The organism is Flavobacterium cryophilum (genome assembly GCF_048286555.1).
GTDB lineage: Bacteria > Bacteroidota > Bacteroidia > Flavobacteriales > Flavobacteriaceae > Flavobacterium.
In genome coordinates, this window is the sequence record NZ_JBLVPZ010000001.1 from 603,136 (window position 1) to 616,138 (window position 13,003).

Sequence of the window (13,003 nt, forward strand, 5' to 3'; positions counted from 1 at the left end):
TTTTAACAATAAAGTATATTCACTAAACATTATGGATAGGTTTTCATTTTTAAACGCAGCACACACCGAATTTTTCGCACAATTATACGACCAATATTTAGAGAATCCAGATAGCGTTGAGCCAAGTTGGAGAAGTTTTTTTCAAGGTTTCGACTTTGGGATGACTACGTACGGTGAGGAGAACAAAATAGATCAAATCGCTAATTTTGCAGCTAATAACTCCGATATTAATTTGGTGTCTGATAAGCTTCAGAAGGAATTTAATGTATTGAAATTAATTGATGGATACCGTTCTCGAGGCCATTTGTTTACCAAAACAAATCCGGTTCGTGAGAGAAGAACGTCATCGCCTACGCTTGAAATTTCAAATTTTGGACTTTCAGCAGCAGATTTAAACACGGTTTTTGACGCGGCAAAGGTTATTAAAATACAGCCCTGTACACTGCAGGAAATTATATCTCATCTTGATACTATATATTGCCAACATATCGGGGTAGAGTATATGTATATTCGTAATCCGGAAGTGGTGGAGTGGATTCAGAAAAAATTGGGAGTTAATGACAATCAACCTAAATTTTCTTTGGACGAAAAGAAATCAATTCTTAATAAATTAAACCAAGCCGTATCTTTTGAAAACTTTTTGCACACTAAATATGTAGGTCAAAAACGTTTTTCTCTTGAAGGCGGAGAATCGATCATTCCGGCTTTGGATGCTTTAATTGAAAAAGCAGCTGAAAAAGGAGTAGAACAATTTGTAATGGGAATGGCACACCGTGGTCGTTTAAATGTTTTGGCCAATATTTTTGGCAAATCAACCCAAGACATTTTTGGTGAATTTGATGGTAAAGATTACGACCAGGAATATTTTGACGGAGATGTAAAGTACCATCTGGGACTTACGGCTGACAAAGTTACCAGCACTGGAAAAAATATAAATATCAATTTGGCTCCAAATCCTTCGCATCTTGAAACGGTAGGAGCGGTTATTGAAGGAATTACAAGAGCGAAGCAAGATAAATATTTTCCTAACGATTTTTCTAAAGTATTGCCAATCGCCGTTCATGGTGATGCTGCAATTGCAGGCCAGGGAATACTATATGAAATTGTACAAATGGCGCAGCTTGACGGTTATAAAACCGGAGGAACAATCCATATTGTAATCAATAATCAAGTAGGTTTTACGACTAATTATCTGGACGCGCGTTCATCAACTTATTGTACGGATGTTGCCAAAGTAACACTTTCGCCAGTGTTGCACGTAAATGCCGATGATGCGGAAGCCGTGGTTCATGCCATGTCATTTGCTTTGGATTTCAGAATGCAATTTGGTAAAGATGTATTTATCGATTTATTAGGTTACAGAAAATATGGTCACAATGAAGGTGATGAACCTCGTTTCACCCAGCCTGTATTATATAAAATTATTGCAAAGCACAAAAATCCAAGAGAAATCTACATGGAAAAATTGCTTGCTGAAGGCGTAATTGACAGCACTTTTGTTAAAGAATTAGAAAAAGAATACAAATCAAAATTAGAGGTAAACTTAGAAGAATCCCGTAAAAAGGATTTGACCATTATTACGCCATTTATGAAAAATGAATGGAAAGGTTTTGAGCAAGTTTCTGATGCTGAAATGCTTAAAAAAGTAGATACAACCTTCCCTGTAGCCGGACTTACTGAAGTTGCAAACGTAATTTGTAACTTGCCAACGGATAAAAAGTTTATCAGTAAAATACAAAAACTGATCAACGACAGAAAAACAATGTTTTTCGAAACGAATAAACTGGACTGGGCCATGGCTGAGCATTTAGCATACGGTTCGCTTCTAAAAGAAGGATACGATGTTCGTATTTCCGGACAAGATGTGGAGCGTGGAACGTTCTCTCACCGTCATGCCGTAGTAAAAGTAGAAGATTCGGAAGAAGAGGTAACTTTGCTGGGTACTTTAAAAGGAGCAACCGGGAAATTTAATATTTTTAATTCTCTTTTATCTGAATATGCTGTTTTAGGATTTGATTATGGATATGCTTTAACAAATCCAAATACATTAACGATTTGGGAAGCACAATTTGGAGATTTTAGTAATGGAGCCCAAATTGTAATTGACCAATACATCTCCTGCGGGGAAGATAAATGGAACAACCAAAACGGAATTGTTTTATTATTGCCCCACGGATATGAAGGACAAGGAGCTGAACATTCATCGGCAAGAATGGAGCGTTATTTACAACTTTGCGCCAGACACAATATGTATGTTGCTGATTGTACAACGCCTGCCAACTTCTTTCACTTGTTAAGAAGACAAATGAAAACGACTTTCCGTAAGCCGCTTATTGTATTTACACCAAAGAGTTTGTTGCGTGATCCAAGGGTAGTTTCTACCGTCGAAGAGTTTGCAACAGGTAGTTTCCAGGAAACATTTGATGATGAAACAGTGAGTAAAGCCGATGTGAAAACACTGGTTTTTTGCACCGGAAAATTCTATTATGATATTACTGCCGAAAGAGAAAACCTTGGCAGAAACGATGTAGCCGTAGTTAGAATCGAACAATTATTCCCATTACCAGTCGAACAATTAAAAGCCATTATAGCTAAATATCCAAACGCAGATGATTATGTTTGGGCACAAGAAGAGCCTAAAAACATGGGCGCTTACAGCTTTATGCTGATGAACTTCGATTTAGTAAAATGGAGATTGGCTTCGCTAAAAGCGTATGCAGCACCAGCAGCCGGAAGTCATACAAGAGCAAAACGTCGTCAGGCCGATGCATTAAAAATGATTTTTGATAAAAATTTATTTAGATCATAAGGAGCTATTTCCTGCTGTACGCTATATCTTTTCCTAGCTAAAGAAGCTAGAAAAAGGATGTCGCTACCATCAGGGCTAAAAAAAAGTACATAGAAAAAACAGTAGGTTGTTCCAGAACAATTTAAAAACTTAAAATTCATAATTTAAAATAATAGAACATGATTTTAGAAATGAAAGTCCCATCACCAGGGGAATCGATAAAGGAAGTTGAAATTGCAACTTGGTTGGTAAAAGACGGAGATTATGTAGAGAAAGACCAAGCAATCGCTGAGGTTGATTCTGATAAAGCAACATTAGAATTGCCAGCGGAAGCCAGCGGAATCATTACTTTAAAAGCAGAAGAAGGGGATGCAGTAGCAGTAGGAGCAGTAGTGTGTCATATTGATACGGACGGAGCAAAACCAGCTGGAGATGCACCAGTTGCTGAAGCTGCAAAAACAGTTGAAGCGCCAAAAGCTGAAGTAAAAGCCGAAACACCAAAAGCGGCTCCAGTAGCGGCAGCACCAGCAGCAACTTATGCTTCAGGAACTCCTTCGCCAGCAGCACGAAAAATATTAGACGAAAAAAATATAACACCAGCTGCAGTGACAGGAACTGGAAAAGACGGAAGAATCACAAAAGATGATGCCGTAAATGCAATGCCTTCAATGGGAACTCCTACCGGTGGTTCTCGGGGATCAGAGCGTACTAAATTATCTATGCTGCGCAGAAAAGTGGCTGAAAGATTAGTAGCCGCCAAAAATGAAACAGCAATGTTGACTACTTTCAACGAAGTAAACATGACGCCTATCAACTTGATCCGTAATGAATACAAAGATGCATTCAAAGCAAAACATGGTGGAATTGGTTTAGGTTACATGTCGTTTTTTACAAAAGCAGTAACCAGAGCATTAAAATTATTCCCGGATGTAAACTCAATGATGGATGGTGATCACAAGATTGCTTTCGATTTTTGCGATATCTCAATTGCGGTATCAGGACCAAAAGGACTAATGGTTCCTGTAGTTCGTAATGCTGAAAACTTGACTTTCCGAGGTGTAGAAGCAGATATTAAAAGATTGGCCCTTAAAGCACGTGACGGACAAATTACAGTGGATGATATGACTGGTGGAACCTTCACGATTACTAACGGTGGTGTTTTTGGAAGTATGTTGAGTACGCCAATTATCAATCCTCCACAATCTGGAATTCTTGGAATGCACAATATTATTGAGCGTCCAATTGCCGTAAACGGAAAAGTAGAAATTCACCCAATGATGTATGTGGCACTATCTTATGACCATAGAATTATCGATGGTCGTGAGTCTGTTGGTTTCTTGGTGGCTGTAAAAGAAGCGTTAGAAAATCCAATGGAATTATTGTTAGACAACAATCCTAAAAAAGCGTTTGAATTGTAATTCTAACGTTTAAAAATATAAAAAAATCCTGTTTAGTTTTTTCTAAACAGGATTTTTTATTTTAGCAAATACAAGTAATGATTGTAATAATCTACAATCGCTTTTCCTTTCATTAAAACATCAGCTCCTATAATTCCGTGTACGGGTTTTGATTTGTGTTGCAGCAAAGCTTCATTGACGTGGGACAAATCAAAAATAACAATATCAAATGCTAGGTCTATCCAAGAGCCTAATTGCAATTTGTTTTTTGTTGCAATTTGTGTAAACATTCCAGTCGCTCCCGCACCTGAAGCTTTTGTTTTGGATTTTTTTGCATCCAATAAAAATAAATCGACACTTTCAAATCCGATGCAACTATTAGAAGCGCCAGTATCGAGAATAAAACTTCCCATCACACCGTTTATTTTTGCCTTTATCAAAAGGTGCTGTGTTTTGGTAATCCTAAACTTTACTTTCTTGTAGTTTTCTTTTTTTAGAATATCGTGAAGGTTCTTCATTTATGCTAAATTTATTTCTGTACTTTATTTTTGTTACACAAAGATACATGGAGTTATTGAAGGAATGGAAGGAATCTGTTTTTCTAACCGAATCTTTTTAAAACCATTTTTTCAACAACTTTTATTCTTGTAATTTTGTATCCTTAAACTTTACACTTGGAAGCAACGATAACAATTACCGATACGCATACTCATTTATATTCAGAGGAATTTGATCACGACCGAAACGAAATGATACAACGCGCCATTGATGCCGGCGTTTCGCGTTTTTTTATACCTGCAATCGATTCGACCTGCACAGAATCCATGTATGAACTGGAGAAAAATCATCCAAACACTATTTTCTTGATGATGGGTTTGCACCCAACGTATGTAAAAGATAATTATCTCGACGAACTGCAACATGTGGAAAACGAATTGGCGCGAAGAAAATTCTATGCGGTCGGAGAAATTGGAATCGATTTATATTGGGACAAAACCCATTTGCTTGAGCAACAGGTCGCTTTCAAAAGGCAAATTCAATTGGCCAAGCAATATAAATTACCAATAGTGATTCATTGTCGTGAAGCTTTTGATGAAATCTTTAAAATTCTGGAAGAAGAAAAATCACCGGAATTATTTGGTATTTTTCATTGCTTTTCAGGAACTTATGAGCAAGCATTGCAGGCGATCTCGTATAATATGAAATTAGGAATTGGCGGAGTGGTAACTTTTAAAAACGGAAAAATCGATCAGTTTTTAAATCAAATAGATTTGAAACACATTGTGTTAGAAACAGATTCTCCCTATTTAGCACCTATTCCTTATCGAGGAAAAAGGAATGAAAGTAGCTACATTGTTGCTGTAGTAGATAAGTTAGCACAAATTTATGGTCTTTCGGCAAACGATATTGCGGTAATAACGACCGAGAATTCTAAAGCTATTTTTGGGATTTAAAGTAGAATTCACCTTATTTTGATATTTTTTTTGTTCATTTGCCCACACAAAAATTGAGAACCAAAATGCAGAACTTTGACGCTATTCGGCCTTTTTATAATTCCGAAATAAACGAGGCACTTCAAGATGTTATCCATCATCCAATGATGAAGGCATTAATGAATTTTACTTTTCCCGATGTTGCAGACGAAGTTTGGAAAGAACAACTTAAAAAAACGCACTCCATTCGCGACTTTCAATGTAATTTTATATATCAATCTGTTCAGAAAATATTAGAAAAAAGCTCGGAAGGCCTATCTACTTCTGGTTTTGAAAACTTAGAACCCAATACTTCGTATTTATTTGTTTCAAACCATCGAGATATACTTTTAGATACCACCTTATTAAATTCGGCCTTATTTGAACATGGTTTGGTGATGACTGCATCGGCTATTGGAGATAATTTAGTAAAAAAATCTTTTCTGAAAACATTAGCAAAACTGAATCGTAATTTTTTAGTGCAACGAGGCTTAACGCCAAGAGAAATGCTACAAAGTTCGAAGCTATTGTCCGAATATATTGGAAATTTATTGCTTCATGAAAATCGTTCGGTTTGGATTGCGCAACGCGAAGGAAGAACAAAAGACGGTAATGATGCCACAAATCCAGGTGTTTTGAAAATGCTGGGAATGGCTTCTGATGAAAAAAACTTGATGGATTATTTCAAGAAAATAAAAATTGTACCGGTTTCCATTTCTTATGAATACGATCCAACGGATGCTTTGAAAATGCCTCAGTTGATGGCTGAAGCCAATAATGAAATCTATGTGAAAGAAAAAAATGAAGATTTTATGACCATTCTTAGTGGAGCTTTGGGCCAGAAAAAAAGAATTCATATCCATGTTGGGAAGGTTTTAGACACTGAAATTGATTCAATAAGCGCAGAAAATTGTAATTCCAACAAGCAAATATTAGCACTGGCACAGGTTATTGATGACTCGATACTAAGCAACTATAAATTATGGCCAACCAATTATATTGCCTATGATATTGCAAATAGAATTACTACACATTCCCATCTGTATACCGAGAATGAAAAATCACTTTTCGAACGTAGATTAGAAATGCGTATCGATGAGGAAAATCCCATTGCAATGCAAGGGTTTTTAGCGATGTATGCTAATCCGGTAATGAATAAATCAAATTATCACGATGTTATCTAAAGCTAAAATACTTTTAATTTATACCGGAGGAACCATTGGTATGAGAAAAGATTTTGAAACGGGAGCACTCAAGGCATTCAATTTCAGTAAACTATTGCAGAGGATTCCCGAGTTAAAACAATTAGATTGCGAAATAGAAACTATTTCTTTTGAAAATCCAATTGACTCTTCGAATATGAATCCTGAAAAATGGGCTCAAATTGCAACGATTATTGCGGATAACTACGCTTTGTATGATGGATTTGTAGTGCTTCATGGATCAGATACCATGTCATATTCAGCATCGGCATTGAGTTTTATGCTCGAAAATTTATCTAAACCAGTTATTTTTACGGGTTCACAATTGCCGATAGGAGATTTACGTACAGATGCCAAGGAGAATCTGATTACCGCCATTCAACTTGCGTCTTTAAGAAACAATGACAAGCCCGTGATCAGCGAAGTGTGTCTTTATTTTGAATATAAATTATATCGTGGGAACAGAACCACAAAGATTAATGCGGAACATTTCAAAGCATTCACGTCACCAAATTACCCGGAATTAGCCGAATCCGGCGTTCATTTAAAATTGAATCCGGATTTATTTTTAGCTAAAAGCCAGAATAAAGAATTGCAGGTTCACAAAAACTTAGATAACAACGTAGCGATTTTAAAAATGTTTCCCGGGATCAGCGCAGCAGTTTTGACAGCAATTTTAGATATCCCAAAACTTAAAGGCATTGTTTTAGAAACCTATGGAGCGGGAAATGCACCCACTGAAGATTGGTTTTTGAACGTACTAAAAAAAGCGATCAGTAGCGGTTTACACGTTATTAATGTAACACAATGTTCTGGTGGAAGTGTGAATATGGGGCAATACGAAACCAGTACAGGTATGAAAGAAATAGGGGTTATTTCTGGAAAAGACATCACAACAGAAGCTGCAATCACAAAATTAATGTATTTGTTGGGTCAAAAGGTAGCGCCAAAAGACTTTAAAACTATTTTTGAAACCGCTTTGCGAGGAGAAATAGCATAATAGTTCGATTTTACTTTTCTAACTCATTTTTTTTATGGTTATTTGTAGCCTCAAATTAAATAGAGAGGTGGCCGAGTGGCTGAAGGCGCACGCTTGGAAAGCGTGTATATGGCAACATATCGAGGGTTCGAATCCCTTCCTCTCTGCAAAGAAATTAATGCTTCCCGAAAGGGAAGCATTTTTTGTTTTATAGCGTGACAAACTTTTTAGTTTGACTAAGTAAACAAAACAAAAAAGGATCAGGCATGAAATGCCGAGCATTAAATCCTTTGTGAGACGCCCCTTATGGGATCAACGGATTTAATTCCGTATATCTTTATCTGGAAGTAGCTTATTATATCATTAATTGAAACGAACATCAAAGGAAGAAGAGTTTTAAAGATTTTTTAACAAGGAATAAATCTTTTTAAATTTTTCAAAGCTTTGTTCGTAGATTTCTTTATGATTTTTGTTTGGTAAAAAGATTTTACCAACTTTTTCGTCGGTTGGACCAGCAACATCAGTAGCTTTAAACCCAATCAAAACTGCCCCCCAAGCAGAGGCTTCAATTGTTTCGGCTACGATTACTTTCATTTGAAAAATATCAGCGACCATTTGCAACCAAAGTTCACTTTTTCCAAAACCGCCGCTCGCCATTATGGTGATTTTATGGCGCTCTTCTGGATTTGGGAGTAAGATTTTAGTAATGCTCAGTAATCCAAATAAGATGCCTTCCAGTGTTGCTCGAATTAAGTGTGCTTTGGTGTGGATGATACGAATTCCTAAAAGTGTTCCCTGAGCAGAAGCATCCCAAATAGGAGATCTTTCGCCTAATAAATAAGGAACAAAAAGCAAGCCTTCGGCTCCTGCTGGAATTGTTTCAGCCTGCAGGAATAATTCTTCGAAAGATTCATCTGTTTTTAGGATGGATTCTTTGAGCCATTGCAAAACAATTGCGCCATTATTAACTGCTCCCAGCTTTAAATATTGCTGCTCCAATAAATGATAACATTGTGTTCGCATTTCAGGATCAATAAAAGGGTTTTCCGATGGTAAACGCACTGCGCCACTAGTTCCGATGGACAATGCCATACGACCTGTTTCCATTGCTCCAGTTCCTAAATTTGCCAATACTCCGTCCCCGCCACCCAAAATATAATGAAAGTCATCGAATTGTCCTTTGTTTTGGTGGGTTGCACTAACAATTCTAGAAAGTTGGGATGCTGTTATTTTTAAATAATCCAAAATATCCGAATCCCATTGAAGTGTGTGAATGTTCATTATGCCAGTTCCGGATGCCATCGCGGAATCAATTACATATTCGCCGGTAAGATGATGCCAAATGTATTCTTTGATGCTTATAAATTTATACGTTTTAAAAAAATTGATCGCATCGTGTTCCTTCAACCAAGCAATCTTGGTCATGGGTGAAAAAGTATGAATGGGAATTCCTGTTTTTTGATAGAAATTTTTTCCCTGTTCCGATTTTTTTAATGCTTCGGCTAATGAATGCGCTCTATTATCGGCCCAAATAATAACATCGGTTAGCGGTTTTCCGTTACTGTCGATAGCTATTACACTTTGCATTGCGGAACTAAAACTAATAAACTGTGGATCAATTCCTTTTGTTATTTCTTGGATGCATCCTAAGACGGCCGACACAATTTCATCTGGTTTTTGAATGCTCCAATCTGCTCTCGGATGATACATGGGGTAGGATTGACTACATTGTTGAATCACTTTTCCGGTTATATCAAAACACACGGCTTTTGTTGCTGTGGTACCAATGTCTATTCCGATGTAAAATAACTTCATTTTTTTTTAGTTTAATTTGGGTTATCCTAGTAGTAAATTAAGTAGTAATACACCAATTAATCCCATTACTCCAATAATAGTTTCCATAACAGTCCAGGTTTTAAACGTATCCGAAATACTGATTCCAAAATACTCTTTGAACATCCAGAATCCGGTGTCGTTTACATGAGAGCACATTAAACTTCCGGCACCAATTGACAATACCATCAATTCTGGACTAATGCCTGAACTTACCACTAAAGGCTGCACAATCCCTGCCGCAGTTAAGCCTGCTACCGTCGCTGAACCCAATGCTATCCGAATAATCGTAGCCACAAGCCAGCCCAATACTAAAGGGGAAAGTGTTGATGTTTCGAAAAAAACAGCTAAATCACTACCTATACCACTGTCAGTCAGTATTTGTTTGAAAGCACCACCAGCTGCGATAATCATAATAATCATCGTTGCTGAACTTAATGCCGAACTGGATTTATCCATAATATCCTTCATTTTTCGACCCCTATTAATGCCTAAAAATACAATTGCAAACAATACCGCAATCAGCATTGAAGTGGTTGGATTTCCAATAAATCCGAGAATATGACGTACCGAAGATGCTGCGGGCAAACTTAATTCGCTAATTGTTGCCATCGCCATTAAGATAACAGGTATCAGCGCCGTCAGGAAACTAATTTTAAATGATGGCATTTCGCCTTCAGTGAAGGTCTTACTTTCGTATAATCCTTTGGGCGGATTAGCGACAATCTTCTTAATAAATTCTGGAAAAATAATCCCCGCAATTAATAAGGTAGGAATCGCAATTAGTACTCCATACAATAAGGTTTTGCCAATGTCAGCTTTGAAAATTACCGCTATGGCTGTAGGTCCCGGATGCGGTGGCAAAAAACCATGTGTAACCGAAAGTGCAGCTGCCATGGCAATTCCAAGATAAATTACAGGCTGCTTCGTGCTTTTTGCGACAGCGAAAACCATTGGAATCAAAATCACAAAACCGGCATTGTAAAACATCGAAATTCCTACTGCAAAACCGGTAAGTAACATTGCCCATTTGATGTGCTTGACGCCAAAAGACTGGATCATTACCGAACTTATTCGTTGAGCCGCGCCACTATCCGACAGTATGTTTCCTAATATAACTCCAAGGGCAATAATCAAAATCAAAGAACCTAGTGTGCTGCCAATTCCTTGTTGGAGGGAATTTATGATGTCAGGAAACAGCATGCCTTTGGCAATCCCCACAAAGAAAGAAGCGATAATTAGCGAAATGAACGCATTTAGTTTTACTGCGGATATCAAGACAAGTAATAAAATAATACTTGCAAGTAAGATCAATATTGACATGTCCTTAAATTTGAAAATTAAAAATTATATTTGAATTGGTATGTGAGATTTGAGTAAGCAGATTTAAGTTCCGCAATCTAAAAAGTCAATACCAAGCTCATGGAGTTGTGAATAACGCCGTTTGGAATCTGTATAGTTAGAATTTCCTCCATTAATAATAATGTCGTTTTTTCTAAAAAAGGAAGCAATGATGTGATAACTCCGACTACAATTTCTCCTGCTGGAACCATTTCGCTGTAAATTAACGGCAAGCTTGAAGCCCATTTTTCCTAATCCTATAATTCCAATTTGCATTGATTGTATTGTTTAAGTCTGATTTGAAGACATTTTGAGTAATCGTTACAATTTTATTAAAGTAAAAATATTGGTTTTAATTTTTTAACAAGCTATTTATTCGAAAAATATTAAACTTGTTGGAGTCAATCTGTTAATTATTTTTTTTAAATTTTTAACAATTGCATTTTTCAGAGGTATTGAGGTTTTACATCTATTCATTTTCCTAAAAGTTTATTTGTCGAGATATCCTTTAAGAAAACCAGCAAAAGGGTATATTTGTAACGAAATAATGAGAATTTAAACCTGAAAGATGTTTTGAACAGTCATTGAGCAATATTAAACCTAAAACAATATGCGAATTTTACTTAGTTGTTTTCTTTTTTTATCGGTTTTGGATGTTTTTTCTCAAGAAAATGCACCAACTGAAAATGCTCCGGAAATAAAGGTGGATTCCTTGTACAGAGAAGATCAGTTTTATTTTGCAATAACATATAATACATTGGTTGATAAGCCGTCTGGTTTGTCACAAAGGAAATTTTCTTCTGGACTCTCGGCAGGTTTTTTGCGAGATATGCCCATTAATAAAAAAAGAACAGTTGCCATCGCTTCCGGCATAGGTTTTACATATAATAATTACAATCAAAATCTAGCTATTTCGGCGCCCTCAGGAACACCGGTATATACTATTATCGATTCGGACAATCTATATGATAAAAATAAGTTCTCGTTGCTTTCAGTAGATGTGCCTCTGGAGTTCAGATGGCGAACTTCTACTTATGAAAGCCATAAATTTTGGAGAATTTACGGAGGTTTTAAGTTCAGTTATTTGCTGTACGACAGATCTATTTTTAATAGTGCTGATGGAAAAGTAGTAGTGACGGGCAATAAAGATTTTAACAAATTTCAGTATGGCGCTTATATTTCATCGGGTTACAATACGATTAATTTATATGCGTATTACGGTTTGAACTCGCTTTTTAAATCGGCAAAAGTCAATGAGGAGCCAGTTACTATGAGAGCACTGAATCTCGGAATTATATTCTACATTTTATAGCCACACCACTAACAAAAGCAATTGAGAAACTGCACCCAGCATAAAACCAATAATCAATTCTTTATTCGTGTGTGCTTTCATTTCTAATCGTGAAGAAGCCACAAAGCCATTGAGCAGAATCAGAACTGCAATTATAAATGTGTTTTGCATTTGAAGGCGTAGACTCAATCCAATAATAAATACCGTTAAGGAACTGATTGCGATCATGTGAAGGCTTGCTTTTATATTGGCAAACAAAAGAATAAGCGCCATAATTGTACTTAAAAGCGCAGCCAGCAGAAAAAAATGCAACTCGGGATATCGGTCTATTGTAATGCTTTTTTTTACCAATAGAATCAGCAAAAAGCAGTGAATTATTAATGGGATTTTACGTTGGGATACTTCGGCAAGCATTATGGAATCTATACTTCCTGCCGTTCGCAACAATAAAAACACCAAGGATGGTAAAATTACCGTGACCACCAGAACTTGAAAAAAAATAAATAATTTCTCTTGATTACCAAACTCAGCTTGGTTACAGTAAAGATAAAACAATGTGGCCATTGCCGGTATGAATATCGGGTGGAAAACATACGAAAACAATGGGAGGATTTTTTTCAAAACTGCTAATTTTTATCTAAAAACAAATATAAGTAATCTGCCAAAATTAGTACAGCTATTGATATTGTTTCTTTTCTTA

Annotated in this window: 11 protein-coding genes and 1 tRNA gene; 7 read left to right on the forward strand and 5 right to left on the reverse strand. The window is 36.5% G+C overall.

Going from position 1 to position 13,003, the window contains the following annotated elements:
- Positions 1–31: 31 nt before the first annotated feature.
- Together ACNQGJ_RS02715 and odhB are read left to right on the forward strand one after the other, a co-directional pair.
- Entirely contained in the window at positions 32–2,809 is a 2,778-nt protein-coding gene (locus ACNQGJ_RS02715; RefSeq protein ID WP_417970316.1) for a 2-oxoglutarate dehydrogenase E1 component, read from the forward strand.
- 158 nt (positions 2,810–2,967) lie between these two features.
- Positions 2,968–4,206: a 2-oxoglutarate dehydrogenase complex dihydrolipoyllysine-residue succinyltransferase gene (gene odhB / locus ACNQGJ_RS02720; RefSeq protein WP_417970314.1), complete on the forward strand. Its 1,239-nt coding sequence runs from the start codon at positions 2,968–2,970 to the stop codon at positions 4,204–4,206.
- Positions 4,207–4,262: 56 nt separating this feature from the next.
- Here odhB and ACNQGJ_RS02725 read toward each other — a convergent pair whose 3' ends face one another.
- Positions 4,263–4,703 (reverse strand): retropepsin-like aspartic protease, encoded by a 441-nt coding sequence (locus tag ACNQGJ_RS02725; RefSeq protein ID WP_417970312.1) that lies wholly within the window; start codon positions 4,701–4,703, stop codon positions 4,263–4,265.
- A 168-nt stretch (positions 4,704–4,871) separates the two neighbouring features.
- Between ACNQGJ_RS02725 and ACNQGJ_RS02730 the strand changes: the two genes are divergently transcribed.
- From ACNQGJ_RS02730 to ACNQGJ_RS02745, 4 genes are all read left to right on the forward strand, one after another.
- A complete protein-coding gene (locus ACNQGJ_RS02730) occupies positions 4,872–5,639 on the forward strand; it encodes a TatD family hydrolase (protein ID WP_417971361.1) in 768 nt (255 codons plus the stop codon).
- 65 nt (positions 5,640–5,704) lie between these two features.
- Positions 5,705–6,841, forward strand: a complete 1,137-nt coding sequence (locus ACNQGJ_RS02735) for a 1-acyl-sn-glycerol-3-phosphate acyltransferase (protein ID WP_417970310.1) — start codon at positions 5,705–5,707, stop codon at positions 6,839–6,841.
- Positions 6,831–7,859 carry an asparaginase gene (locus ACNQGJ_RS02740; RefSeq protein WP_417970308.1) on the forward strand — a complete coding sequence of 343 codons (1,029 nt, stop codon included), beginning with the start codon at positions 6,831–6,833 and terminating at the stop codon, positions 7,857–7,859. Before ACNQGJ_RS02735 ends, ACNQGJ_RS02740 begins: the two co-directional genes overlap by 11 nt.
- Positions 7,860–7,920: 61 nt before the next feature.
- Positions 7,921–8,005: transfer RNA gene (locus ACNQGJ_RS02745), tRNA-Ser, on the forward strand.
- Between the two features lie 229 nt (positions 8,006–8,234).
- Here the strand turns inward: ACNQGJ_RS02745 and ACNQGJ_RS02750 are convergent.
- From ACNQGJ_RS02750 to ACNQGJ_RS02760, 3 genes are all read right to left on the reverse strand, one after another.
- Positions 8,235–9,653: a gluconokinase gene (locus tag ACNQGJ_RS02750; RefSeq protein ID WP_417970306.1), complete on the reverse strand. Its 1,419-nt coding sequence runs from the start codon at positions 9,651–9,653 to the stop codon at positions 8,235–8,237.
- 21 nt (positions 9,654–9,674) lie between these two features.
- Positions 9,675–10,994, reverse strand: a complete 1,320-nt coding sequence (locus ACNQGJ_RS02755) for a gluconate:H+ symporter (RefSeq protein WP_417970304.1) — start codon at positions 10,992–10,994, stop codon at positions 9,675–9,677.
- A gap of 63 nt (positions 10,995–11,057) precedes the next feature.
- Positions 11,058–11,288 (reverse strand): NAD(P)-binding domain-containing protein, encoded by a 231-nt coding sequence (locus tag ACNQGJ_RS02760; protein WP_417980306.1) that lies wholly within the window; start codon positions 11,286–11,288, stop codon positions 11,058–11,060.
- 334 nt (positions 11,289–11,622) lie between these two features.
- On the opposite strand from ACNQGJ_RS02760, the gene ACNQGJ_RS02765 reads away from it, so the two are divergent.
- A complete protein-coding gene (locus tag ACNQGJ_RS02765; protein WP_417970302.1) occupies positions 11,623–12,324 on the forward strand; it encodes a porin family protein in 702 nt (233 codons plus the stop codon).
- On the opposite strand, the gene ACNQGJ_RS02770 is transcribed toward ACNQGJ_RS02765, so the two are convergent.
- A complete protein-coding gene (locus ACNQGJ_RS02770) occupies positions 12,319–12,924 on the reverse strand; it encodes a hypothetical protein (RefSeq protein WP_417970300.1) in 606 nt (201 codons plus the stop codon). The two genes, ACNQGJ_RS02765 and ACNQGJ_RS02770, sit on opposite strands and share 6 nt — an antisense overlap.
- Positions 12,925–13,003 lie beyond the last annotated feature (79 nt).